23 protein-coding genes and 4 tRNA genes are annotated in these 24,834 nt (G+C 57.8%); 18 read left to right on the top strand and 9 right to left on the bottom strand.

Annotated features, from left to right (window positions below; genetic code table 11):
• Positions 1 to 44 precede the first annotated feature (44 nt).
• The 5 genes from thrP (at position 45) to ACLH1I_RS23860 (ending at position 1,969) form a co-directional block, all read left to right on the top strand.
• Entirely contained in the window at positions 45 to 1,430 is a 1,386-nt protein-coding gene (thrP, locus tag ACLH1I_RS23880; protein ID WP_198080092.1) for a bifunctional threonine/serine APC transporter ThrP, read from the top strand.
• Positions 1,431 to 1,532: 102 nt separating this feature from the next.
• Positions 1,533 to 1,609, top strand: a tRNA-Arg gene (locus ACLH1I_RS23875).
• Between the two features lie 55 nt (positions 1,610 to 1,664).
• A tRNA-His gene (locus ACLH1I_RS23870) sits at positions 1,665 to 1,740 on the top strand.
• A gap of 23 nt (positions 1,741 to 1,763) precedes the next feature.
• Positions 1,764 to 1,850 (top strand) — tRNA-Leu (locus ACLH1I_RS23865).
• A 42-nt stretch (positions 1,851 to 1,892) separates the two neighbouring features.
• A tRNA-Pro gene (locus ACLH1I_RS23860) sits at positions 1,893 to 1,969 on the top strand.
• Between the two features lie 461 nt (positions 1,970 to 2,430).
• Here the strand turns inward: ACLH1I_RS23860 and hemY are convergent.
• Genes hemY through hemC form a run of 4 tightly spaced genes read right to left on the bottom strand, consistent with a single transcriptional unit; the run spans position 2,431 to position 6,521 of the window.
• Positions 2,431 to 3,627, bottom strand: coding sequence for a protoheme IX biogenesis protein HemY (gene hemY, locus ACLH1I_RS23855; RefSeq protein WP_004886811.1), 1,197 nt, complete (start codon positions 3,625 to 3,627; stop codon positions 2,431 to 2,433).
• A gap of 3 nt (positions 3,628 to 3,630) precedes the next feature.
• The gene (gene hemX, locus ACLH1I_RS23850) at positions 3,631 to 4,821 is read right to left on the bottom strand and encodes a uroporphyrinogen-III C-methyltransferase (RefSeq protein ID WP_004886808.1); all 1,191 of its coding nucleotides are present in this window, start codon (positions 4,819 to 4,821) and stop codon (positions 3,631 to 3,633) included.
• 21 nt (positions 4,822 to 4,842) lie between these two features.
• Entirely contained in the window at positions 4,843 to 5,583 is a 741-nt protein-coding gene (gene hemD, locus ACLH1I_RS23845) for a uroporphyrinogen-III synthase (RefSeq protein ID WP_151629384.1), read from the bottom strand.
• On the bottom strand, positions 5,580 to 6,521 hold the full coding sequence (hemC, locus tag ACLH1I_RS23840) for a hydroxymethylbilane synthase (protein ID WP_004886804.1): 942 nt from the start codon (positions 6,519 to 6,521) through the stop codon (positions 5,580 to 5,582). Before hemC ends, hemD begins: the two co-directional genes overlap by 4 nt.
• 357 nt (positions 6,522 to 6,878) lie before the next feature.
• Between hemC and cyaA the strand changes: the two genes are divergently transcribed.
• The gene (cyaA, locus tag ACLH1I_RS23835) at positions 6,879 to 9,431 is read left to right on the top strand and encodes a class I adenylate cyclase (RefSeq protein ID WP_025999157.1); all 2,553 of its coding nucleotides are present in this window, start codon (positions 6,879 to 6,881) and stop codon (positions 9,429 to 9,431) included.
• A gap of 48 nt (positions 9,432 to 9,479) precedes the next feature.
• Here the strand turns inward: cyaA and cyaY are convergent, their stop codons facing one another.
• A complete protein-coding gene (gene cyaY, locus ACLH1I_RS23830) occupies positions 9,480 to 9,800 on the bottom strand; it encodes an iron donor protein CyaY (protein WP_004886799.1) in 321 nt (106 codons plus the stop codon).
• A 146-nt stretch (positions 9,801 to 9,946) separates the two neighbouring features.
• Here cyaY and lptM point away from each other — a divergent pair, with 146 nt between their 5' ends.
• The 8 genes from lptM to corA all read left to right on the top strand — a co-directional run bounded on the left by lptM (position 9,947) and on the right by corA (position 16,861).
• Positions 9,947 to 10,150, top strand: coding sequence for an LPS translocon maturation chaperone LptM (gene lptM, locus ACLH1I_RS23825; protein WP_004886794.1), 204 nt, complete (start codon positions 9,947 to 9,949; stop codon positions 10,148 to 10,150).
• Between the two features lie 35 nt (positions 10,151 to 10,185).
• Positions 10,186 to 11,010 carry a diaminopimelate epimerase gene (gene dapF / locus ACLH1I_RS23820; RefSeq protein WP_002883394.1) on the top strand — a complete coding sequence of 275 codons (825 nt, stop codon included), beginning with the start codon at positions 10,186 to 10,188 and terminating at the stop codon, positions 11,008 to 11,010.
• On the top strand, positions 11,007 to 11,714 hold the full coding sequence (locus ACLH1I_RS23815; RefSeq protein ID WP_004886790.1) for a DUF484 domain-containing protein: 708 nt from the start codon (positions 11,007 to 11,009) through the stop codon (positions 11,712 to 11,714). Before dapF ends, ACLH1I_RS23815 begins: the two co-directional genes overlap by 4 nt.
• Complete coding sequence (xerC, locus tag ACLH1I_RS23810; RefSeq protein ID WP_004886788.1) at positions 11,711 to 12,613, top strand: tyrosine recombinase XerC; 903 nt, start codon at positions 11,711 to 11,713, stop codon at positions 12,611 to 12,613. The genes ACLH1I_RS23815 and xerC overlap by 4 nt, the downstream gene beginning before the upstream one ends.
• Positions 12,613 to 13,329, top strand: a complete 717-nt coding sequence (yigB, locus tag ACLH1I_RS23805) for a 5-amino-6-(5-phospho-D-ribitylamino)uracil phosphatase YigB (protein WP_023319446.1) — start codon at positions 12,613 to 12,615, stop codon at positions 13,327 to 13,329. The genes xerC and yigB overlap by 1 nt, the downstream gene beginning before the upstream one ends.
• Positions 13,330 to 13,392: 63 nt before the next feature.
• Positions 13,393 to 15,555 (top strand): DNA helicase II, encoded by a 2,163-nt coding sequence (uvrD, locus tag ACLH1I_RS23800; protein WP_004886784.1) that lies wholly within the window; start codon positions 13,393 to 13,395, stop codon positions 15,553 to 15,555.
• Positions 15,556 to 15,703: 148 nt separating this feature from the next.
• The gene (gene ysgD / locus ACLH1I_RS23795; protein ID WP_349815745.1) at positions 15,704 to 15,760 is read left to right on the top strand and encodes a YsgD/CorL family protein; all 57 of its coding nucleotides are present in this window, start codon (positions 15,704 to 15,706) and stop codon (positions 15,758 to 15,760) included.
• 150 nt (positions 15,761 to 15,910) lie between these two features.
• Positions 15,911 to 16,861, top strand: a complete 951-nt coding sequence (gene corA, locus ACLH1I_RS23790; RefSeq protein ID WP_002883400.1) for a magnesium/cobalt transporter CorA — start codon at positions 15,911 to 15,913, stop codon at positions 16,859 to 16,861.
• 87 nt (positions 16,862 to 16,948) lie between these two features.
• Here corA and rarD read toward each other — a convergent pair whose 3' ends face one another.
• On the bottom strand, positions 16,949 to 17,842 hold the full coding sequence (rarD, locus tag ACLH1I_RS23785; protein WP_198080091.1) for an EamA family transporter RarD: 894 nt from the start codon (positions 17,840 to 17,842) through the stop codon (positions 16,949 to 16,951).
• Between the two features lie 48 nt (positions 17,843 to 17,890).
• Positions 17,891 to 18,355, bottom strand: a complete 465-nt coding sequence (gene yigI, locus ACLH1I_RS23780; protein ID WP_002883404.1) for an acyl-CoA thioesterase YigI — start codon at positions 18,353 to 18,355, stop codon at positions 17,891 to 17,893.
• 152 nt (positions 18,356 to 18,507) lie between these two features.
• Here yigI and pldA point away from each other — a divergent pair, with 152 nt between their 5' ends.
• From pldA to rhtC, 3 genes are all read left to right on the top strand, one after another.
• On the top strand, positions 18,508 to 19,368 hold the full coding sequence (gene pldA / locus ACLH1I_RS23775; RefSeq protein WP_198080090.1) for a phospholipase A: 861 nt from the start codon (positions 18,508 to 18,510) through the stop codon (positions 19,366 to 19,368).
• Between the two features lie 67 nt (positions 19,369 to 19,435).
• The gene (gene recQ, locus ACLH1I_RS23770) at positions 19,436 to 21,262 is read left to right on the top strand and encodes an ATP-dependent DNA helicase RecQ (protein WP_004886773.1); all 1,827 of its coding nucleotides are present in this window, start codon (positions 19,436 to 19,438) and stop codon (positions 21,260 to 21,262) included.
• 61 nt (positions 21,263 to 21,323) lie between these two features.
• Complete coding sequence (rhtC, locus tag ACLH1I_RS23765) at positions 21,324 to 21,944, top strand: threonine export protein RhtC (protein ID WP_023319447.1); 621 nt, start codon at positions 21,324 to 21,326, stop codon at positions 21,942 to 21,944.
• Between the two features lie 44 nt (positions 21,945 to 21,988).
• On the opposite strand, the gene ACLH1I_RS23760 is transcribed toward rhtC, so the two are convergent.
• Together ACLH1I_RS23760 and rhtB are read right to left on the bottom strand one after the other, a co-directional pair.
• Complete coding sequence (locus ACLH1I_RS23760; RefSeq protein WP_004886770.1) at positions 21,989 to 22,921, bottom strand: Rpn family recombination-promoting nuclease/putative transposase; 933 nt, start codon at positions 22,919 to 22,921, stop codon at positions 21,989 to 21,991.
• Positions 22,922 to 23,083: 162 nt separating this feature from the next.
• Positions 23,084 to 23,704, bottom strand: coding sequence for a homoserine/homoserine lactone efflux protein (rhtB, locus tag ACLH1I_RS23755; protein ID WP_002883411.1), 621 nt, complete (start codon positions 23,702 to 23,704; stop codon positions 23,084 to 23,086).
• Positions 23,705 to 23,813: 109 nt separating this feature from the next.
• Here rhtB and pldB point away from each other — a divergent pair, with 109 nt between their 5' ends.
• Positions 23,814 to 24,806, top strand: a complete 993-nt coding sequence (gene pldB, locus ACLH1I_RS23750) for a lysophospholipase L2 (RefSeq protein WP_004886768.1) — start codon at positions 23,814 to 23,816, stop codon at positions 24,804 to 24,806.
• The last annotated feature ends 28 nt before the right edge of the window (positions 24,807 to 24,834 follow it).

The raw sequence follows: 24,834 nt of genomic DNA, 5'->3' as shown, positions 1-24,834 counted from the left end.
CAATAACCGGGAGTACCCGGAATACGGCAAACACAAGAGGATATATGACTGAGAAAAAAGCGGAGCTCCAGCGTGGACTGGAGGCCCGGCATATTGAACTGATCGCCCTTGGTGGGACGATTGGCGTGGGGTTGTTTATGGGGGCGGCCAGTACGCTGAAGTGGGCTGGACCTTCCGTGCTGCTGGCGTACATTATCGCTGGCCTGTTCGTCTTTTTCATTATGCGCTCAATGGGCGAAATGCTGTTCCTTGAGCCCGTCACCGGCTCTTTCGCGGTGTATGCGCATCGCTATATGAGCCCCTTCTTCGGCTACCTGACCGCGTGGTCGTACTGGTTTATGTGGATGGCGGTGGGCATCTCGGAGATTACCGCCATCGGCGTCTATGTGCAGTTCTGGTTCCCGGAGATGGCGCAGTGGATCCCGGCATTAATTGCCGTGGGGCTGGTGGCGCTGGCAAACCTCGCGGCGGTCCGGCTGTACGGTGAAATCGAGTTCTGGTTCGCCATGATTAAAGTGACCACCATTATTGTGATGATCTTCGTGGGCCTGGGCGTCATTTTCTTCGGCTTTGGCAACGGCGGCCACTCCATCGGTTTTGGCAACCTGACCGAACATGGCGGTTTCTTTGCCGGCGGCTGGAAGGGCTTCCTGACGGCGCTGTGTATCGTGGTCGCGTCATATCAGGGCGTGGAGCTCATCGGCATTACCGCAGGTGAAGCGAAAAATCCGCAGGTCACGTTACGCAGCGCGGTGGGCAAAGTGCTGTGGCGGATCCTGATTTTCTACGTCGGCGCGATTTTCGTTATCGTCACCATCTTCCCATGGGATCAAATCGGCTCCAACGGCAGCCCGTTCGTACTGACGTTTGCCAAAATCGGTATTACCGCCGCGGCGGGGATTATCAACTTCGTGGTGCTGACGGCGGCGCTTTCCGGCTGCAACAGCGGGATGTACAGCTGCGGACGTATGCTGTACGCCCTGGCGAAGAACCGTCAGCTGCCGGCGGCGATCGGTAAGGTATCGCGCAACGGCGTTCCTGCCGTCGGCGTAGCGCTGTCGATTCTGATCCTGCTGGTAGGCTCCTGCCTGAATTACATCATTCCTAATCCCCAGCGGGTATTTGTCTATGTCTATAGCGCCAGCGTCCTGCCGGGGATGGTGCCGTGGTTTGTGATCCTGATTAGTCAGCTGCGTTTCCGTCGCGTACATCAGGCAGCGATAGCCAGCCATCCGTTCCGTTCGCTGCTGTTTCCGTGGGCCAACTATTTCACCATGGCTTTCCTGATCTGCGTGCTGGTCGGGATGGGGCTGAATGATGAAACCCGGATGTCGCTCTTTGTCGGTATTATTTTCCTTGCTGCCGTTACCCTGATTTATAAGGTGTTTGGCCTCGGAAGACAGGGACAAATCAATAATCCGGCTGAATAAGCGTCAAAACGAACAAAGCATGAGCAAACGATAATTTTCTTTAAAAAGGCACTAGACAGCGGGGGAGGAAGTCCGTATTATCCGACCCCGCAACGGCGCTAAGCGCCCGTAGCTCAGCTGGATAGAGCGCTGCCCTCCGGAGGCAGAGGTCTCAGGTTCGAATCCTGTCGGGCGCACCATTAACCCGGTGCTGGAGCTGCGGTGGTTTTAATACCGCGTAAAAGGTTTGCAGTGGTGGCTATAGCTCAGTTGGTAGAGCCCTGGATTGTGATTCCAGTTGTCGTGGGTTCGAATCCCATTAGCCACCCCATTATTTGATAGAGTTGTGAATTTGCGAAGGTGGCGGAATTGGTAGACGCGCTAGCTTCAGGTGTTAGTGTTCTTACGGACGTGGGGGTTCAAGTCCCCCCCCTCGCACCACGACTTTAACGAATTGAACTAAAAATTCAAAAAGCAGTATTTCGGCGAGTAGCGCAGCTTGGTAGCGCAACTGGTTTGGGACCAGTGGGTCGGAGGTTCGAATCCTCTCTCGCCGACCAATTTTGAACCCCGCTTCGGCGGGGTTTTTTGTTTTCTGTTACTTCCTGCCATGACTTATTCCCCTGATCTTGCTGATAAAAAATCTTCTCTTTGCTTAAGAATACGCGTCAGGAAAACTCTCAATTCATCACTGTGGTAGATGCAATTTCCCCGGATCCTGTGCGATAATAACCGGGTAGATGCTCATTCCATCTCTTATGTTCGCCTTGGTGCCTCATAAACTCCGGAATGATGCAGAGCCGTTCTTACGGTGCTTATCGTCCACTGACAGATGTCGCATTTATGCCTCATCAAACACCATGGACATTACGTTGAGTGAAGCACCCAATTTGTTGTCAAACAGACCTGTTTTAACGCCTGCCCTGATTTCAGCGCAGGCGTTTTTTTCTTTCAGGGGATCGTCAACGCGAAGGCGGGGGAGAAGCGCTATCGCCCCGCAGGAGGCGATAGCCAGACCAGGTTATTGCTGAGGGTTATTCTGCAGCGTCAGCAGCAGGCCATCGCGGCGCATGGTGGCCGCTTCCTCCGGCTGATGCAGGCGATCCAGGGCATCGGCCAGCCAGGCGTAATCAAAGGCATCCGGACGCTGCTTAAGCGCGGCGCGGAAGGCGATGCTGGCCTCCTGCCATTCACCGTGCCGCATCAGCGACTGGCCCAGGGTGCTCCACAGCAGCGGACGGTCGCCAACGGCTTTGATCTGTTGGCGCAGTACTTTCTCCAGCTGTTCCGGGTTATTGGTCTTCAGGCGCGGGATCGGCATCACCAGACGATCGTCATACTGTTTCTTCAGACCATCAATGATAATTTGCTGCGCGGTATCGTGATCGTCGCTCTCGATGAGGCGCTCGGCCATCGCCACCTGCAGCGGCACCAGCGCCCGCGTTTTACGGCTCTGGTTGCGCCACCATTCACGCAGCCCCTCGCTGCCGCCATCGGCCAGCGCTTTGTCCATCAGGCCAACCCACGCCAGCTGTTCCAGCGCGGCGCGGTGCTCTTCATCGCCGACGTTAGCTTTCGCCATCGACGGAATGATATCCAGCAGCGACTGCCAGGCGCCGGTGCGGGTATAAGCCTGTTCGGCGAGGCGCAGCACTTCCGGATGACGCGGGGTGATCTCCAGCAGCTTATCGATGCCATGGCGCGCGGCGTGATTTTCATTGCGCGCCAGCTGCAGGCGAACGCGGGTGATTTCCACCGGGATCAGATCATCGCCCGCCAGTTCTGTGGCGCGCTCCAGATGCTGGTTAGCCCGCGCTTCATCGCCGCGCTGCTGGGCCGCTTCCGCCGCCAGCAGATAGTTCACCACCGGCTGTTCGGCGTGATCGGCGTTTTTCGCCATCAGCTTCTCAACCTGCTGGTAATCACCTTCCGCCAGCTTAAGCAGCGCCTGCTCGGTTTGCTTACGCGCGCGACGGCGTTTACGGCCGACAAACCAGCCGCGCGTATGCGCCCCGGTGCGGAAAATGCGGCGCAGCAGCCATTCAATGGCGAACAGCACCACCATGGCGAGGATCAGGATAATCACCAGCCCGGTCACGCTGGTCTCGATATTGTAGTTATCAGTCTGGATCAGGACGTAGCCCTGATGGCCGGCGATCATCGGGCCAAGCACGATCCCGGCGATCAACAGTGCGAAGAGTAAAAGAATTTTCAGCATGCGTTACTCTCCTTGCGGCGCAGCGGGGGCGGCCGGTGCAGCAGGTGCAGACGGTGCAGGTGCGGGCGCGCCGCCCGCGGAAACGGCAGGCTGCGCCATCAGATTACGCACCCGGGTCTGCATCAGTTTTTCCAGCAACGCCTGGCTCTGCAGCGTCTCCGGCACCGTCATGGTAATGCTTTGCTGACTGAGTTTATCCACCTCTTCAAGGAAGGCTTTAGTGGTGGCGTCATCGGTATCGTAATAGGCGCGTACCCAGGTCGAGACGTTATCCAGCGACTGTTTCCAGGTCTCTTCCTGATGACGCGGCACCGCCTGCGCGGCGACCAGCAGGCGAGAGCGAATATTTTCCCGCAGATAGATATCCTGATTCGGCGCCAGCAGCGGGACCGCCGTTTCATCGCGACGGCGCACGGTGATAAAGCTGTCCATAAAATTCTGCCAGCTTTTCTGCAGATTGATGCGCCATTCGCTGATGGAGCTGGAGAGCTCATCGCTATCAGAATCCATCGGCGAATCGTCATCGTTATTATCCGCCAGCCGCAGGTTATCGATCTGGTTCGCCAGCTGATTAACCTTGAGGATCATGCCGTCGTAGTCCACCTGGTTCACCGCGGAGAGAGTGGCGATGTCGTCGGTAATCGCCCGGCGGGCGCCGATCAGGCTCGGGTCATTCATGTCGGCGAGACTGGCGTCGGCGCTTTTCAGCAGCGCAGCGGCGGTAGTGACATCCTGATCGCTCCACAGCTTACGTCCCGCCAGCTTGACGAGGAAGTCGGCCTGGGCCAGCAGCCAGGTTTTGGCGTCGCTACCGGAAATGACTGCCACTTTTTGCTGGACTTCGTCCAGCTGTTTGGCCAGCGTCTCCTGCTGGCGTTTGGCTTCGTTTAGCTGGTCGGCCTGCTGTTTGATAATGCCTTCCAGTTCGCTTTTTTGGCTCTCCTGCGCTTTTTGCAGCGCCGCGACCTGGCTTGATAATTCAGAGGTGGTTTCGTTTTGACGCGAGGCCTGCTGTTTGTTCAGGCCATACAGACCGATACCGGCGGCTATCGCAATGGCGATAGCGATCGCGCTGAGCGCCAGGCTGGTTTTGTTGCCAGCCTTCTTCTTATCAGTGTTCTCTGGCTGTGGTGTGGTCTCCACGGCCTCCCTGGTCTCTTCAACCACGGCGGATTGATTTTGTTGTTCCGTCATTATGGCTTCCAATGTTGAGAGTTATTGTAATGCGCGTAGCAGCGCATCGTTGTCGGCGCTATCGGCAACCTGAATCTCCTGCCAGCCCAGCTCCCGGGCCTGAAGGGCCAGACGTTCGCTGACAACGACAACGCGGCAGTGCAGGAGCCACCGTTCGCGATACCATTGCGGTATTAACGACCATAGCTGCTGCAGCATCTCGCCGCTGGTGACCACCAGCGTGGTGACCCCGCGAGATTGCCAGCGCATCGCTTCTTCTGCGCCATCGTAATGCTTTGCACTACGTTGATAACATTCACAAAATGTGACCCTGGCGCCGCGCTCGGTCAGCGTCGCGCCTAAGAGTTCCCGCCCGCCATTGCCACGTAAGATCAGCGCATTTTTCCCGGCAATGTTTTGTAATTCAGGTAATTGTAGCAAGACTTCGCTAATTTCCCGATCTAACGGGTAATGGATATGCTGCCCGCTGACCGTATGCAGGGCCAGCGCCGTCGTGCGGCCAATGGCAAAATAGCTTGGGGAAGTGGGCCAGGGCAGCCCCTGTTGCTGCAGGCGGGCATGGGCGAACTCCACCGCATGCTGGGACAGCGCAAACAGCAGATCGTCAGGCCCGAGGCGGGCAAGCGCGTCGCCCAGCGCGGGAAGCTCCCGGCCAGGCGTAAATTCTATCAGCGGAAAGCCCCAGGCCACGCGTCCCATGGCCCGCAGACGGCTGACCAGCGCTTCTCCTTGCGGTAATGGACGAGTGACCAGGATGCTCATCGTGGGGCTTCTCCATCATAAACTGCCGCGAGAATGTCGCGCGCGCCGTTATCCAGGAGCTCTTCCGCCAGCGAGATGCCGAGCGCTTCGGCCTGCTCTGCTGGCCCGCGCCGTTCGCCGCGTACCATCTGCGAACCATCCGGGGCGCCAACCAGCGCCCGCAGCCACAGTTCGCCGTTGACGAGTTCCGCATAGCTGCCAATCGGCACCTGGCAGCCGCCTTCGAGACGAGTGTTCATCGCCCGCTCGGCGCGCACGCGCACTGCCGTTTCCGTATGGTTGAGAGGCGCTAGCAGCCCCTGGGTCCATGCATCGTCGAGACGGCATTCGATGCCGACCGCACCCTGGCCGACCGCCGGCAGGGATTGCTCCGGCGACAGCGGCTGGCGAATTCTCGCCTCGAGCTGCAGGCGCTTCAGGCCGGCGGCGGCGAGGATGATGGCGTCATACTCGCCGTTATCCAGCTTACTCAGCCGGGTACCGACGTTACCGCGCAGAGAGCGGATCACCAGGTCCGGACGAGTGGCGGCCAGCTGGCACTGACGGCGTAAACTTGATGTGCCAACGACGCTGCCGGCCGGGAGTTCATCAATCGAGGCATAGTGATTGGAGACAAACGCGTCGCGCGGATCGTCGCGCTCGCAGATAGTCACCAGCCCCAGACCCTCCGGGAATTCCACCGGCACATCTTTCATCGAATGAACGGCGATATCGGCGCGCCCTTCGAGCATGGCAAGCTCTAACTCTTTCACAAATAAGCCCTTGCCACCCACCTTTGCCAGCGGAGTATCAAGGATGACATCCCCGCGAGTGACCATCGGCACCAGCTCGACCTTCAGTCCGGGATGCGCGTGTTCGAGGCGCGCTTTAACATATTGCGCCTGCCATAGCGCAAGCGGGCTTTGCCGTGTGGCAATTTTCAAAACTTTGTCTAACATGCTTGTTACCGTCATTGTCGACCACTAACCATCCTAACATTGTTGTCTTACGGATGTTAGTTTTCACGGTTTATGTGGGAGATAGCTCCGGCCCACTCTTTTTTAACCTTTCATGCGCGTGGCGGTTGCCGGAGGCGTAGTGAGGAATTTACAGGTAATAAACGGTGCTACACTTGTATGTAGCGCATCTTTCTTTACGGTCAATGAGCAAGGTGTTAAATTGATCACGTTTTAAACCATTTGTCCGTCCGCTGCTCATCACAACCACACCGACGACGAATGGTGACGGTTTTTGTTGAAATACTGAAATCCTCCGTACTATTGTACCTCGGGTTTTTGAACATCAGGCGATATGTCTTGTACCTCTATATTGAGACACTGAAACAGAGACTGGATGCCATCAACCAATTGCGCGTGGATCGCGCGCTTGCTGCCATGGGACCCGCTTTCCAGCAGGTTTACAGTCTACTGCCAACGTTATTACATTATCATCACCCGCTGATGCCGGGTTACCTTGACGGTAACGTTCCCCGTGGCATTTGCCTCTACACGCCTGATGAAACCCAACGCCACTATCTTGAAGAACTGGAACTGCATCGCGGCATGCAGACCCAGGAGCCGCCAAAAGGCGAGCTGCCGATCACCGGCGTCTACTCGATGGGTAGTACCTCCTCCGTCGGCCAGAGCTGTTCTTCCGATCTTGATATCTGGGTATGTCACCAGGCCTGGCTGGATAGCGAAGAGCGCCAGCTGCTGCAGCGAAAATGCAGCCTGCTTGAGAGCTGGGCGGCCTCGCTCGGCGTGGAAGTCAGCTTCTTCCTGATCGACGAAAACCGCTTCCGCCATAACGAAAGCGGCAGCCTCGGCGGCGAAGACTGCGGTTCGACCCAGCATATTTTACTGCTCGATGAGTTCTACCGCACCGCGGTGCGTCTCGCCGGCAAGCGTATTCTGTGGAATATGGTGCCGTGCGATGAAGAAGAGCATTACGACGATTACGTCATGGGGCTGTATGCCCAGGGCGTGCTGACGCCAAACGAGTGGCTCGATCTCGGCGGCCTTAGTTCACTGTCGGCGGAAGAGTACTTCGGCGCCAGCCTGTGGCAGCTGTATAAGAGTATCGACTCGCCCTATAAAGCGGTGCTGAAAACGCTGCTGCTGGAAGCCTACTCCTGGGAATACCCCAACAACCGCCTGCTGGCGAAAGATATCAAACAGCGCCTGCACGACGGCGAGATCGTCTCCTTCGGACTCGACCCCTACTGCATGATGCTGGAGCGCGTGACCACCTACCTCCAGGCCATTGACGATGAAACTCGTCTCGACCTGGTGCGCCGCTGCTTCTACCTGAAAGTGTGCGAAAAACTCAGCCGCGAGCGCGCCTGCGTCGGCTGGCGTCGCGAAGTCGTCAGCCAGCTGGTCAACGCGTGGGGCTGGGATGAAAAGCGTCTGATGATGCTCGACAACCGGGCGAACTGGAAAATTGATGAAGTGCGCAAGGCGCACAACGAACTGCTCGATGCGATGATGCAGAGCTATCGTAATCTGATCCGTTTCGCACGGCGCAATAACCTCAGCGTCTCCGCCAGTCCGCAGGATATCGGCGTGCTGACGCGTAAGCTGTATGCGGCCTTTGAAGCGCTGCCGGGCAAAGTGACGCTGGTGAACCCGCAAATTTCGCCGGATCTCTCGGAACCGAATCTGACCTTTATTCACGTGCCGCCGGGTCGCGCCAACCGTACCGGTTGGTATCTGTATAACCGCGCGCCGGATATGGAATCGATCATCAGCCATCAGCCGCTGGAATATAACCGCTATCTCAATAAGCTGGTGGCCTGGGCCTGGTTTAACGGCCTGCTGACCTCACGCACCCGCCTGTTTATTAAGGGCAACGGCATCGTCGATCTGGCGAAGCTGCAGGAGATGGTGGCCGATGTGTCGCACCACTTCCCGCTGCGCCTGCCGGCGCCCACGCCAAAAGCGCTATACAGCCCGTGCGAAATTCGCCACCTGGCGATTATCGTTAACCTCGAATATGACCCGACGGCGGCCTTCCGCAATCAGGTGGTGCACTTCGATTTCCGTAAGCTCGATGTCTTCAGCTTCGGCGAAGAGCAAAAATGCCTGATCGGCAGCGTCGACCTGCTGTATCGCAACTCGTGGAATGAAGTGCGTACGCTGCATTTCAACGGCGAGCAGGCGATGATTGAAGCGCTGAAAACGATCCTTGGTAAAATGCATCAGGATGCCGCGCCGCCGGACAGCGTGGAGGTCTTCTGCTATAGCCAGCATCTGCGCGGCCTGATCCGCACCCGCGTACAGCAGATGATCTCCGAGTGCATCGAACTGCGTCTCTCCAGTACCCGTCAGGATACCGGGCGCTTTAAAGCGCTGCGCGTCTCCGGCCAGACCTGGGGACTGTTCTTCGAGCGTCTCAATGTTTCGGTGCAGAAGCTGGAAAACGCCATTGAGTTCTACGGCGCTATCTCGCACAACAAGCTCCATGGCCTGTCGGTGCAGGTTGAAACCAATCACGTTAAGCTGCCGGCGGTAGTGGACGGATTCGCCAGCGAAGGGATTATCCAGTTCTTCTTTGAAGACGCGGATAACAACGACAGCGGCTTTAACATCTATATTCTCGATGAGAGCAACCGCGCTGAGGTCTATCACCACTGCGAGGGCAGCAAAGAGGAGCTGGTGCGCGATGTCAGCCGCTTCTATTCGTCATCGCACGATCGTTTTACCTACGGCTCCAGTTTTATCAACTTCAACCTGCCGCAGTTCTATCAGATTGTCGAGGTGGACGGGCGCACCCAGGTGATCCCTTTCCGCACCCAGGCGATTGCCGCCGCGATCCCCACCAGCCAGGACGTTACCGCCTCGCCGGTGCTGCAGCAGCGCTACTCGTAGATTTGGCCCGGAAAAGGCGCAATGCGCCGTCATCCGGGAAACATGTCATTAACGGAATCTCACCGTCTCACCGGCCTGCTGGCTCGCCGCCTGCTCCAGCAGATCCCAGAAGGTTTCACCGCTGCGATCGCAGATCCACTCGTCGCCTTTGAGATCGAAATGGTAGCCGCCCTGTTTGGTGGCCAGCCACACCTGGTGCAGCGGCTCCTGACGGTTAATAATGATTTTGCTGCCGTTTTCAAAGCTAATGGTCAGCACGCCGCCGTTGATTTCGCAGTCGATGTCGCTATCGCCGTCCCAGTCATCCAGGCGTTCTTCGATGGTCATCCACAGGCTATCGGCCAGGCGATGGAATTCACTGTCGTTCATAATTTTATTCTGCTTTTTTGATTTTTGAAGATGGGTCGCAGTATAGCGCGAAACAAAAGCGCGCGCAGTCGGATGCTAAAGGCTTGCTTTTACGTCTTCTCCTGCGATGATAGAAAGCAGAAAGAATGAATCACGGGCAACTATCAATGAAAAACGTTTTTCCTACGCTTGCCGTTTTGTTTGCGATCTTCAGCCTGACCGGCTGCGGTCTGAAAGGGCCTCTCTATTTCCCGCCGGCTGATAAAACTGCGCCGCCGCCGACCAAACCGGTTAACCCGGGCATTCAGAGCTCAACGCCGGATCGTAACGATCGTGGCGATACTGGTGGTCCGAGCCAGGTCAATTACTAACGATAACGTTCTGTTCCGCGCAACTGGAGTAGATGATGCAGTTCTCTAAAATGCATGGCCTTGGCAACGATTTTATGGTCGTTGACGCGGTAACGCAGAATGTTTTTTTCTCGCCGGAGCTGATTCGCCGCCTGGCGGATCGCCACCTTGGCGTCGGGTTCGATCAGCTGTTGGTGGTGGAGCCGCCCTACGATCCGGATCTGGATTTCCATTACCGGATCTTTAATGCCGACGGTAGCGAAGTGTCGCAGTGCGGCAACGGCGCGCGCTGTTTCGCGCGTTTCGTCCGGCTGAAAGGCCTGACCAATAAACGTGATATCCGCGTGAGTACGGCCAACGGCCGTATGGTATTAAGCGTAACGGAAGACGATCTGGTGCGGGTGAATATGGGCGAGCCCAACTTCGAGCCCTCCCAGGTGCCGTTCCGCGCCAACAAAGCGGAAAAGACCTATATCATGCGTGCCGCCGAGCAGACAGTATTGTGCGGCGTGGTGTCCATGGGGAACCCGCACTGCGTTATCCAGGTGGATGATGTGGATACGGCGGCGGTGGAAACCCTCGGCCCGGTGATGGAAAGCCATGAGCGTTTTCCGGAGCGCGCGAATATCGGTTTTATGCAGGTGGTCGGCCGGTCCCATATTCGTCTGCGCGTCTACGAACGCGGCGCGGGGGAAACCCAGGCCTGTGGCAGCGGCGCTTGCGCCGCGGTGGCGGTGGGGATCCAGCAGGGGTTGCTCGCTGAAACGGTACGTGTGGAATTACCCGGCGGTCGTCTTGATATCGCCTGGAAAGGCCCGGGCCAGCCGCTGTTTATGACCGGCCCGGCGGCCCATGTCTATGATGGATTTATTCATTTATGAAACCAATCGGGGAAGAACAGCAGGAGGTCGCCAGCGCATTGAACGATCGTGCAGTGGTGGACTATCTGTTGCAAAATCCTGAATTTTTTATTCGTAATGCCGCCCAGGTCGAACATCTCCGCGTCCCGCATCCGGTGCGCGGTACGATTTCGCTGGTGGAGTGGCACATGATGCGGGCGCGTAACCATATCCATGTGCTGGAAGAGAATATGTCGCTGCTGATGGAGCAGGCGGTAGCCAATGAAAGCCTGTTCCAGCGCCTGCTGCAGCTGCAAACGCGGCTGGCGGCGGCGGAGAGCCTCGACGATATGCTTAACCGCCTTCACCGCTGGGCGCGCGAGCTGGGGCTGGCGGGCGCCACGGTGCGCCTGTTCCCTGACAGCTGGCGCCTGGGCGCGCCTTCGAAGTTTACCCACCTGGCGTTAAGCCGGCAGGCGTTTGAGCCGATCCGTATTCAGCGTCTGGGCCAGGCGCGCCACTACCTTGGGCCGCTGAACGGTCCGGAGCTGCTGGTGGTATTGCCGGAGGCGAAAGCCATTGGGTCAGTGGCGATGTCGCTGCTGGGCGGCGATAATGCCCCTGGCGTGATGCTCTTTAGCAGCCGCGATGCGCAGCATTATCAGCCAGGACAGGGGACGCAACTGCTGCAGGAGATCGCCCAGATGCTGCCCGGCCTGCTGGAGCGCTGGATTGAACGCGCATGACCGATTCTCCTCTCTTCTCCGCCGTCGCCCGCTTTCTACGCCACCTTGGCGTTGAACGCCAGCTCAGCCCGATCACGTTACTGAATTACCAGCGACAGCTGGACGCGCTGATTGCCCTGGCGGATGAGGCGGGTCTGAAAAGCTGGTCACAGTGCGATGCCGCTCAGGTGCGAAGTTTTGCGGTGCGCAGTCGCCGCGCGGGATTAGGCCCGGCAAGCCTGGCGCTTCGCCTGTCGGCGCTGCGCAGTTTCTTTGACTGGCTGGTCGGCCAGGGCGAGCTCAGCGCCAATCCGGCGAAAGGGATTGCCGCGCCGAAAATTCCCCGTCACCTGCCAAAAAATATCGATGTCGATGACGTCAATCGGCTGCTGGATATTGATCTCAACGATCCGCTGGCGGTGCGCGACCGGGCGATGCTGGAGGTGATGTACGGCGCGGGGCTGCGTTTGTCCGAGCTGGTCAACCTTGATATCAAACATCTCGATCTCGAAAGCGGCGAGGTCTGGGTGATGGGCAAAGGCAGCAAAGAGCGCCGCTTGCCGATCGGTCGCAACGCCGTGATGTGGATTGAGCACTGGCTGGATTTACGCGGCCTGTTCGGTACTGACGACGACGCGCTGTTTTTGTCGAAACTGGGCAAGCGAATTTCGGCGCGCAACGTACAGAAGCGGTTCGCCGAGTGGGGCATTAAGCAGGGACTGAACAGCCATGTGCATCCGCACAAGCTTCGCCACTCCTTTGCCACCCATATGCTGGAGTCCAGCGGCGATCTGCGCGGTGTGCAGGAGCTGTTGGGTCATGCTAACCTCTCCACCACCCAAATCTATACCCATCTCGACTTTCAACACCTTGCCTCGGTGTACGATGCCGCGCATCCGCGCGCAAAACGGGGGAAATAATGCGTTTTTACCGACCTCTGGGCCAGATTTCCGCGCTGACGTTTGACCTGGACGATACCCTTTATGATAACCGCCCGGTCATTGACCGGACGATGCACGAGTCGCTGGCCTTTGTACGCAGCTACCATCCGTCGCTCAGCCAGTTCGACGCCCATGAGCTTAATCAGCTGCGCCAGACGCTGTTGGCATCCGAGCCTGAGATCTATCACGACGTGACCGTCTGGCGCCACCGTGCGCTGGAGTTAGGCATGCGTAACGCCGGACTCTCCGCCGACGCGGCGAAAGCGGGGGCCGATGCGGCGATGGAACACTTCGCCCAGTGGCGCAGCCGCGTCGATGTCCCGCAGGAGACCCACGATACGCTGGCGAAGCTGGCGGAGAAGTGGCCGCTGGTGGCGATTACCAACGGCAACGCCCGACCAGAGTTGTTCGGCCTGAGCGACTATTTCCGCTTTGTGCTGCGCGCCGGGCCGGATGGCCGCTCCAAGCCGTTTGCCGACATGTACCATCTGGCGGCGGAGCGCCTGAACTTACCGCTCGGGCATATTCTGCACGTCGGCGATGACCTGACCACTGACGTCGCCGGATCGCTGCGCTGTGGCATGCAGGCCTGCTGGATCAAACCGCAAGGCGCGGACCTGATGCACACCGCGGACAGCCGCCTGCTGCCGCATATTGAAATTTCACAGTTGGCATCTCTGACCTCGCTGATATAATCACCAGTTACTCTGTATATATTAACAGGGGTTCGTGTAACCCCTTCTCTTCCGGCGGTGCCAATGGACGTTTCTTACCTGCTCGACAGCCTTAATGACAAACAGCGTGAAGCCGTAGCGGCCTCGCGCACCAACATGCTGGTTCTGGCAGGGGCGGGCAGTGGTAAGACGCGCGTTCTGGTGCACCGTATCGCCTGGCTGCTGAGCGTGGAGAACTGCTCGCCGTATTCTATTATGGCGGTGACCTTTACCAACAAAGCGGCGGCAGAGATGCGCCACCGTATCGGCCAGCTGATGGGCACCACCCAGGGCGGCATGTGGGTGGGCACCTTCCACGGCCTGGCCCACCGCCTGCTGCGCGCGCACCATCTGGACGCCAACCTGCCGCAGGATTTCCAAATCCTCGATAGCGAAGACCAGCTGCGCCTGCTGAAGCGTCTGATTAAGGCGATGAACCTCGATGAGAAGCAGTGGCCGCCGCGTCAGGCGATGTGGTACATCAACAGCCAGAAAGATGAAGGGCTGCGCCCGCATCATATTCAGAGCTACGGCAACCCGGTCGAGCAGACCTGGCAGAAGGTCTATCAGGCCTATCAGGAAGCCTGCGATCGTGCCGGGCTGGTGGACTTCGCCGAACTGCTGCTGCGCGCCCACGAGCTGTGGCTGAATAAGCCGCATATCCTCCAGCACTACCGTGAGCGGTTCACCAATATCCTCGTCGACGAATTCCAGGATACCAACAACATTCAGTACGCGTGGATCCGCCTGTTGGCGGGCGATACCGGCAAGGTGATGATCGTCGGCGATGACGATCAGTCGATTTACGGCTGGCGCGGCGCGCAGGTCGAGAACATTCAGCGTTTCCTTAACGATTTTCCCGGTGCGGAAACCATCCGCCTTGAGCAGAACTATCGCTCGACCAGCAACATCCTCAGCGCCGCCAACGCCCTGATTGAAAACAACAACGGTCGCCTGGGCAAGAAGCTATGGACCGACGGCGCCGACGGCGAGCCGATCTCGCTGTACTGCGCTTTCAACGATCTCGACGAAGCACGCTTCGTAGTGAACCGGATAAAAACCTGGCAGGAGAACGGCGGGGCGCTGGAGCAGTGCGCCATCCTCTATCGCAGCAACGCCCAGTCGCGCGTGCTGGAAGAGGCGCTTCTGCAGGCCAGTATGCCGTACCGCATCTATGGCGGCATGCGCTTCTTCGAACGCCAGGAAATCAAAGACGCGCTCTCGTACCTGCGTCTGATCGCCAACCGTAACGACGATGCGGCGTTTGAGCGCGTAGTCAATACGCCGACCCGCGGCATCGGCGACCGCACGCTGGACGTGGTGCGCCAGACGTCACGCGATCGTCAGCTGACGCTGTGGCAGGCCAGCCGTGAGCTGCTGAAAGATAAAGCGCTGGCCGGTCGCGCCGCCAGCGCCCTGCAGCGCTTTATGGAGCTGATTGACGCGCTGGCGCAGGAGACCACCGATATGCCGCTGCACGTCCAGACCGATCGGGTGATTAAAGACTCCGGGCTGCGCGCGATGTACGAGCAGGAGAAAGGCGAGAAGGGTCAGACCCGTATTGAAAACTTAGAGGAGCTGGTGACGGCGACGCGCCAGTTTAGCTACAACGAAGAAGATGAAGATCTGATGCCGCTGCAGGCGTTCCTCTCCCACGCCGCGCTGGAAGCGGGCGAGGGACAGGCGGATACCTGGCAGGACGCGGTTCAGCTGATGACCCTGCACTCGGCGAAAGGGCTGGAGTTCCCGCAGGTGTTCATCGTCGGCGTCGAGGAGGGGATGTTCCCGAGCCAGATGGCCCTTGATGAAGGCGGCCGCCTGGAAGAAGAGCGTCGTCTGGCCTACGTCGGCGTGACCCGCGCCATGCAGAAGCTGACGCTGACCTACGCGGAAACCCGACGTCTGTACGGCAAAGAGGTTTACCATCGGCCGTCGCGCTTTATTGGAGAACTGCCGCAGGAGTGCGTAGAAGAAGTGCGTCTGCGGGCTACGGTGAGCCGCCCGGTAAACCATCAGCGACTGGGCGCGCCGATTGCCGAGAGCGATACCGGCTACAAATTAGGCCAGCGCGTACGGCATCCGAAGTTTGGCGAAGGCACCATCGTCAACCTCGAAGGCAGCGGCGAGCACAGCCGGCTGCAGGTGGCTTTTCAGGGTCAGGGGATCAAATGGCTGGTCGCGGCTTACGCCCGGCTCGAGGAAGTGTAACTTTAAGAAAAATATCATTATTTTGTAATATTCTGCTACCTTTATACGTTAAGGCGCCTGATTTGCGCTTTCGCGTTCCGTTGCGTGTTGACGCCGATTTTGCGCTGGCGTAACATGCGCGCACGATTACGCTAAGAGGACATTCGCCTTGGACACACCCAGTAGATGCTGGCTCAACTTCCTGTCATTCAGGAACAACTCCTAAGGCTATCCTCTTATGCTGATAGCCTTAGCGGTTGTCAGCGACCTGCCCCATTCCCGTCGCGCTGAGTCAGGCTTAATGGTCTGAAACCCAATTTGTTTCTGTGTGCCCACCGAACTGTCCGATAATTTTTTTGCATTGGGAGTCCCGGTCATGCTGAGCGCATTTCAACTGGAAAACAATCGTTTAACGCGCCTGGAAGCCGATGAGATCAAGCACCTCGCCAGCTCGGTGTGGGTCGATCTGGTCGAGCCTGACGACGATGAGCGAAGCCGCGTGCAGACGGAACTGGGTCAGAACCTGGCGACGCGCCCGGAGCTGGAAGATATCGAAGCCTCCGCGCGTTTCTTTGAAGATGAAGACGGGTTACATATCCACTCCTTCTTCTTTTTCGAAGATGCCGACGATCACGCGGGTAACTCTACCGTGGCGTTTACCATCCGCGAAGGGCGCCTGTTTACGCTGCGTGAGCGTGAACTGCCCGCTTTTCGCCTCTACCGCATGCGCGTGCGTAACCAGACCCTGGTGGACGGCAACGCCTACGAGCTGCTGTTAGATCTGTTCGAGACCAAAATCGAACAGCTGGCGGATGAGATAGAAAACATCTACAGCGACCTGGAAAAGCTGAGCCGCGTGATTATGGAAGGCCACCAGGGCGATGAGTACGACGAAGCGCTGTCGACGTTGGCGGAGCTGGAAGATATCGGCTGGAAGGTCCGCCTGTGTTTGATGGATACCCAGCGCGCGCTGAACTTTCTCGTGCGCAAAGCGCGCCTGCCGGCGGGCCAACTGGAGCAGGCGCGGGAGATCCTGCGCGATATCGAATCCCTGCTGCCGCACAACGAATCGCTGTTCCAGAAGGTGAACTTCCTGATGCAGGCGGCGATGGGCTTTATCAACATCGAGCAGAACCGCATCATCAAGATCTTCTCGGTGGTGTCGGTGGTGTTCCTGCCGCCAACTCTGGTGGCCTCCAGCTACGGGATGAACTTTGAATTTATGCCTGAGCTGCACTGGAGCTTCGGCTACCCGGGGGCGATCGTCTTTATGATGCTGGCTGGCCTGGCGCCGTATCTCTACTTCAAGCGTAAAAACTGGCTGTAGTTGTTGTGCCGGATGCGCTGCGCCTATCCGGCCTGAGTGCTGTACTTTTGTAAGCCGGATAGGGCGGAGCCGCCATCCGGCAATGTCCTAGCTCCGACGCCCCCGCCTTTGCGTATACACCGCATCCATCACGAATATCGCCAGCGCCACCCAGATAAAGCCAAAGGTGACCATTTTATCCTTGCCCGGCACTTCGCCGTAGAACGTCACCGCCAGCAGGAACATCAGCGTCGGGCCGATGTACTGGAAAAAGCCCAGCGTGGAGAGCCGCAGACGCGTTGCCGCCCCGGTGAAGCACAGCAGAGGGATGGTGGTCACCACGCCCGCCGCCATCAGCAGCAGATTGAGCGACCAGGGGTTCTGTCCCATATGGCTGGTGGGGCTGTCGGTGATGCCGAACAGCCAAATCGCCGCCACCGGCAACAGCCACAGCGTTTCCACCAGCATGCCGGTCTGCGCATCGACAGCGATTTTCTTCCGCACCAGACCATAAAAGGCAAAGCTGAAGGCCAAACCAAGGCCGATTATCGGTAGCGAACCAAAGGTCCAGAGCTGCACCAGCACGCCGCAAAAGGCGAGGATCATCGCCAGCCACTGCAGGCGACGGAAACGTTCGCCAAGGAAAATCATCCCTAACAGAATATTCACCAGCGGGTTGATAAAGTAGCCGAGGCTGGCTTCCAGCATATGGTGGTTATTCACCGCCCAGATGAACAGCAGCCAGTTACCGCCGACCAGCACCGCAGAGAGCGCCAGCAGGAAGATCTTGCGCGGCGTCTTCAGCAGCTTTTTCACCTGCGGCCACTGACGGCTAACGCTGATGAGCGCCACCATGAAGAAGAAAGACCAGATCACGCGATGGGTCAGAATTTCATCGGCGGGAACATAATAAATAAGTTTGAAGTACGCCGACGCGATACCCCAGATAAAGTAGGCGGCGAGGGCCAGAATAATCCCCAACCGCGTCTGTTTCGCATCCATCGGTAAAATCCATTGCCAAAGAGAGTGATGTTACTCGATTTTGGGCAATCAACCCACCATATAGGTCGCTGTTGCGCTGGCAATATATACCTGAGCTTCGTTATGCAGTTCCACACGGGCTACCGCCACTTTATTGCCGGCGCGCAGCAGGGTGCTGGTCGCGGTAAAACGTTCGCCGCGGCCCGGACGCAGGTAGTCCACGCGCAGGTCGATGGTTCCCATGCGGGAAAGCCGCTGGCGCAGCTCTTCTTCATTGATGGTGTCATGGCGGGTAAGGGTGCTGCCAACGCAGACCAGACCTGCGGCGACGTCCAGCGCGGAGGCGATTACACCGCCATGCAGAATGCTTTGCGCCCAGTTGCCGACCATCATCGGCTGATTATTAAAGCTGAGCTGGGCAAACGCTTTTTCATAGCGCTCCAGTTCGAGGCCGAGGGCGCGGTTAAACGGCATGTGATAGACGAAAATCTCCCCCACCAGTTTCAGAGCTGCTTCGGCAGTAAGTTCAGACATAACACCGGTTCCATTCGTTAATAAAATGTTGATTTTATGCTTCTAAAATATTGATTTCCACTTTCGGAGTGGATTTGGGGGCAGGGGATTAATAAACAGGTAGAATGTCTTCAGGTGAAACAAAAATAAAAACTATTTATCAGGAGACCAGCATGCGTATCTCTTTGGCCTGCCTGGCGGCGCTGTGCGCGCTACCGGCTGGTGTTATGGCGCAGGATGCGTCGGTACACGACAAACCAGCAGTGCGCGGCAGTATTATCGCCAACCTGCTACAGGATCATGATAATCCTTTTCTGCTCTACCCTTATGAAAGCAACTATTTGCTCTACACGTGGACCAGCGATCTCAATAAAGAGGCGATTCGCAGCTATGACTGGGCCGAAAATGCCCGTAAAGATGAAGTGAAGTTTCAACTGAGCCTCGCCTTCCCGCTGTGGCGCGGCATCCTGGGGGATAATTCGCTGCTCGGCGCGTCCTATACCCAGAAGTCCTGGTGGCAGCTCTCCAACAGCAAAGAGTCGGCGCCGTTTCGCGAAACCAACTACGAACCCCAGCTGTTTCTTGGCTTTGCCACCGACTATCAGTTTGCCGGCTGGACGTTGCGCGATATCGAAATGGGATATAACCACGACTCGAATGGCCGCTCCGATCCCACCTCGCGCAGCTGGAACCGGCTCTATGCCCGCCTGATGGCGCAAAATGGCAACTGGCTGGTGGAAGTGAAACCCTGGTATGTGGTGGGCAGCACCGATGATAACCCGGATATCACCAAATATATGGGCTATTACCGCCTGAAGGTGGGTTACCATCTGGGCGAGGCGATCCTCAGCGCGCAGGGGCAATATAACTGGAACACTGGCTACGGCGGGGCGGAGTTGGGGGTGAGCTATCCCATCACCAAACATGTTCGCGCTTACACCCAGATCTACAGCGGCTACGGCGAATCGCTTATCGACTATAACTTTAATCAAACGCGCGTCGGCGTCGGGCTAATGCTCAACGATCTGTTTTAATCGTTGCACTCTGGCTCGCAGGCGCTGAAAATAGCGCCTGTTTTCTTTTCAGGCAAATGGGGTCAACGTGGCACAGGCGGAAGTATTAAATCAGGAATCGCTGGCTAAGCAGGTTTTACAAGAGACCTTCGGCTACCAGCAGTTCCGCCCTGGCCAGGAGACGATTATCGAGACGGTGCTCGAGGGCCGTGACTGCCTGGTGGTCATGCCGACCGGTGGCGGCAAGTCACTGTGTTATCAGGTACCGGCGCTGGTTATGGGCGGCCTGACGGTAGTGGTCTCGCCGCTGATCTCGCTGATGAAAGATCAGGTCGATCAGCTGCTGGCCAACGGCGTGGCGGCGGCCTGTCTGAACTCGACCCAGAGCCGCGAACAGCAGCAGGACGTGATGGCCGGCTGCCGCAGCGGGCAGGTTCGTCTGCTGTATATCGCCCCGGAACGGTTGATGCTCGACAATTTCCTTGAGCATCTGGCGAACTGGAATCTGGCGATGCTGGCGGTGGACGAAGCGCACTGCATCTCCCAGTGGGGCCATGACTTCCGCCCGGAATATGCCGCGCTGGGCCAGCTTCGTCAGCGGATGCCGCAGATCCCGTTTATGGCGTTGACCGCCACCGCCGATGACACCACCCGCCGCGATATCGTCCGTCTGCTGGGACTTAACGATCCGCTCATACAGGTCAGCAGCTTCGACCGGCCGAACATCCGCTATATGCTGATGGAGAAATTCAAGCCGCTCGACCAGCTGATGCGCTACGTCCAGGATCAGCGCGGCAAATCGGGCATTATCTACTGCAACAGCCGTTCGAAAGTGGAAGATACCGCCGCGCGTCTGCAGAGCCGCGGCATCAGCGCGGCGGCTTACCATGCCGGCCTGGAAAACGACGTGCGCGCCGACGTGCAGGAGAAATTCCAGCGCGACGATCTGCAGATTGTGGTGGCGACAGTGGCCTTTGGGATGGGCATCAACAAGCCGAACGTCCGCTTTGTGGTGCATTTTGATATCCCGCGCAATATTGAATCCTACTATCAGGAGACCGGCCGCGCCGGGCGTGACGGCCTGCCGGCGGAAGCGATGCTGTTTTACGATCCGGCGGACATGGCGTGGCTGCGCCGCTGTCTGGAAGAGAAGCCCGCCGGGCCGCTGCAGGATATCGAACGGCATAAGCTGAACGCGATGGGGGCGTTTGCTGAAGCCCAGACCTGTCGTCGTCTGGTGCTGCTGAACTACTTTGGCGAAGGACGCCAGGAGCCGTGCGGCAATTGCGATATCTGTCTTGATCCGCCGAAGCAGTACGATGGCTTAATGGACGCCCGTAAGGCGCTCTCCACTATTTATCGGGTCAACCAGCGCTTCGGGATGGGTTATGTGGTGGAAGTCCTGCGTGGCGCCAACAATCAGCGCATCCGTGAGATGGGCCACGATAAGCTCCCGGTATACGGCATCGGCCGGGAACAGAGTCACGAGCACTGGGTGAGCGTGATCCGCCAACTGATTCACCTTGGGCTGGTGACGCAGAATATCGCCCAGCACTCCGCGCTGCAGCTGACCGAAGCCGCACGCCCGGTGCTGCGCGGCGACGTCCCGCTGCAGCTTGCCGTACCGCGTATCGTGGCGCTGAAGCCGAAGGCGATGCAGAAATCCTTCGGCGGTAATTACGATCGTAAGCTGTTTGCCAAGCTGCGCAAATTACGTAAAGCGATTGCCGATGAAGAAAACATTCCCCCGTACGTGGTCTTCAACGACGCGACGCTTATTGAGATGGCGGAGCAGTCGCCGCTAACCGCCGGCGAAATGCTCAGCGTCAACGGCGTGGGGACACGTAAACTCGAGCGTTTCGGCAAGCCGTTTATGGCGCTGATCCGGTCGCATGTCGATGGCGACGACGAGTAGTCAGCTGGCTATAAAAGTGCCAGAATAGTTATCCTCTTCATTATTTTCCTGCGAGTTAACTATGCTGATGCTTTTCCTTACCGTGGCGCTGGTGCATATCATTGCGCTGATGAGTCCGGGGCCGGATTTTTTCTTTGTCTCACAAACGGCCATCAGCCGCTCGCGCAGAGAGGCGTTGATGGGAGTGCTGGGGATCACCTGCGGCGTAATGATCTGGGCGGGGGTAGCGCTGCTCGGCCTGAACCTGATCCTCGCCAGAATGGCGTGGCTGCACAACATCATTATGGTCGGCGGGGGCTTGTACCTGTGCTGGATGGGCTACCAGATGCTGCGCGGCGCGTTGAAAAAAGAGGCGGTGTCCCCGCCAGAGCCGCAGGTTGAGCTGGCCCGCAGCGGACGCAGCTTCCTGAAGGGATTGCTGACCAATCTGGCGAACCCGAAAGCGATTATCTATTTCGGCTCGGTGTTCTCGCTGTTCGTCGGTGACAGCGTTGGCGCCGGCGCGCGCTGGGGTATTTTTCTGCTGATTATCATGGAGACGCTGGCCTGGTTTATGGTGGTTGCCAGCCTGTTCGCCCTGCCGGGGATGCGCCGCGGCTATCAGCGGATGGCGAAGTGGATCGACGGTATCGCCGGCACGCTGTTTGCGGGCTTCGGCATCCACCTGATTATCTCGCGTTAACCTGGCGTGATGCTCCACCCGGCGATATCCGGGTGGAGAAAGTGTCAGTGGCGAAGCCGCTGCAGCTCGTCTTCAGACAGACCGGTCATTTCCATAATCGCTTCGTCATCAATACCGCGTTTGCGCATCGCTTCGGCAACCTGCAGCAGGGCCTGATGTTTGCCTTCCTTTATACCTTCCTTTATACCTTGCTGTACGCCTTTCCTGATGCCTTTTTCCATACCTTCTGCGAGCCATGTTTCCGCCAGCGTCATCAGTAATCCTCCATGCTGCGGCACGCGCTGTGCCAGCCCGTATAAGAGTGTCCGAGTATCCTCGGCATCCCCTGCCTGAGCCATATAGTTTACCAATACGGTGATTTGTTGTCCGCTCATCTGCTCCAGCATTAAGAGTTGGGTCAACTTATCCAGCAATTGCGCCATATCGCGCTGACGGATGTGTTTTTGCACCAGCGTCAGGGCCGCCATGCTGCGGTGCTGCATAATGTCGTCGTCGGGGATCACCGTGATATCGACCAGCGGAAACGCTCCGCTATAGAGCTGGCGGGCGGTCTCGGGATCGGCGAAATTATCCAGCCAGCTCATAGACCAGGGATAGGGGCTGCGTCGTCCCTGATAGAAGAGGACCGGGATAACCAGAGGCAGCGTTTTATGGCCGTTCTCCAGATGGCGCTGCATGGCGGCGACGGCATAGCGCATTAAGCGAAAGGCCATCAGTTTATCAGGGGCGCTCTGGTGCTCGATCAGAACATGGACATACCCCTTACCGCGGGTGGTTTCCAGCGAGTAGAGAATATCGCTGTAGTAGGGCCTGAGGTCGTCTTCAAGAAAGCTGCCGGATTCCAGACGTAGGGTATCCAGTTTGCAGATCGCTGTTAACGCCGGAGGCAGGTGGATCTCGATGAAATCGCGCGCCGTCTCTATCCGTGAGAGAAAAGTTTTAAATACCGCATCATGAGGGGTCGCCGTTTCTGCCATCGCCGTTCATCCGTGAATCACCTATCTGGCGGCATCCTGGCACGGTGGGCTCAGCGTCGACAGCGGGCAAAAAAATTAATTTCCCGCTTTGCGCGCCGGCTCGCGCAGAGAGATTGCTTCGCCCGCCAGGCGAACCTCTCTTTGCGAGCGAGATTTCATCATTCAGGCGTGACGGGCGGAGGCGAGGAGCGCCCCAACCAGCATAAACAGTGAACCAAAGACTTTATTCAGCGCCTTCATCTGCTTTGGCCCTTTAATCCAGGCTGAAATGCGCTGCGCCAGGGTCGCATAGCCAATCATCACAATGATATCGACGACGATGGTGGTGACGCCCAGAACGAGATACTGCATCACCTGGGGCTGGTGGGGCAGGATAAACTGCGGAAACAGGGCGGCCAGAAAAACAATGCTTTTGGGATTGGTGAGATTCACGAACACCGCACGCTGGAACAGTTTGCCGCGCGTCTGCGCCTTCGCCAGCGTATTCAGGTCGATGGCCCCTGCCGCGCGCCATTGCTGGATACCCAGCCAGATAAGATAGGCTGCGCCGGCCCATTTCAGCACCTCAAAGGCCAGCACCGAGCGGGAGAACAGGGTGCCGAGACCGACGCCGACCAGCACGATATGAATGGCCAGCCCGGTCTGCAAACCGGCAATTGACGCCGCCGCGCCGCGGTATCCGTGGTTAATGGAGGTGGTCATGGTATTAATCGCTCCGGAACCCGGGGACAGGCTGAGAATGATTGATGTCAGCAGGTAGGCGAACCACCACTCAATGGTCATGAGAAACTCCCTGATTGTCTGTTTTTATGCCACAATACGCTATTGTGTCAGCATTGTGTGATACACGGCAAAAAAACGATTTTCAGCGGTTAACAGGGGTGTAAACCCGATGTTTGGGCAGAAAAAGGACTGGGAAACACGAGAAAACGCGTTTGCGGCCTTTAGCATGGGGCCGCTTACGGATTTCTGGCGACAGCGCGAAGAGGCTGAATTTAAAGGCGTCGATGATGTACCGGTACGCTTTGTTCGCTTTTGCGCGCAAAATCACGATCGACTGGTGCTGATTTGCCCTGGGCGCATTGAAAGCTACGTGAAGTATGCTGAAGTGGCCTACGATCTCTTTCACAGCGGCTTTGACGTGATGATCATCGACCATCGCGGTCAGGGTCGCTCGGGTCGTCTGCTCTCTGATACTCACCGCGGGCACGTGGTGAACTTCAGCGATTATGTTGATGACCTGGCTGCGCTCTGGCAGCAGCAGGTGGTCCCCGGCCACTGGCGAAAACGGTTTATCCTCGCTCACTCTATGGGCGGGGCGATTGCCACGCTCTTTCTGCAACGCTACCAGGCGCATTGCGATGCGATTGCGCTCTGCGCGCCGATGTTCGGGATTATCATTCGGCTGCCGGACTGGATGGTGCGCCATATTCTCGACTGGGCTGAGGGCCATCAGCGCATTCGCGAAGAGTATGCCATCGGCACCGGACGCTGGCGGGCGCTGCCTTTTGCCGTTAACGTGCTGACGCACAGTCGACAACGCTATCGTCGTAACCTGCGCTTCTATGCCGACGAGCCGCGCCTGCAGGTCGGCGGCCCGACCTGGCACTGGGTGCGCGAAGGCATGCTGGCCGGTGACGAAGTGCTGGCGAATGTGGAGAAAGATACGGCCCCGACGCTGCTGCTGCAGGCGGAAGAGGAGCGGGTGGTCGATAATCTGATGCACGACCGCTATTGTGAATTACGGGCCGCCGCCGGCCATCCCTGTGAGGGCGGAAAGCCGCTCGTCATTGAAGGGGCATACCATGAGATCCTTTTTGAAAAGGACGCTATGCGCTCAGTCGCGCTCAATGCCATCGTCGAGTTTTTCAATCGACATACTTAATCCGACGATAACGCTCGTCGCCCTGCTT

The sequence above is a fragment of the Klebsiella sp. 1SOBk10mer genome, assembly GCF_046602535.1.
Taxonomy (GTDB): Bacteria; Pseudomonadota; Gammaproteobacteria; order Enterobacterales; family Enterobacteriaceae; genus Klebsiella; species Klebsiella quasipneumoniae.
The sequence above is the reverse complement of the archived record's forward strand: the minus strand, read 5'-3'. Positions and strand labels throughout refer to the sequence as shown.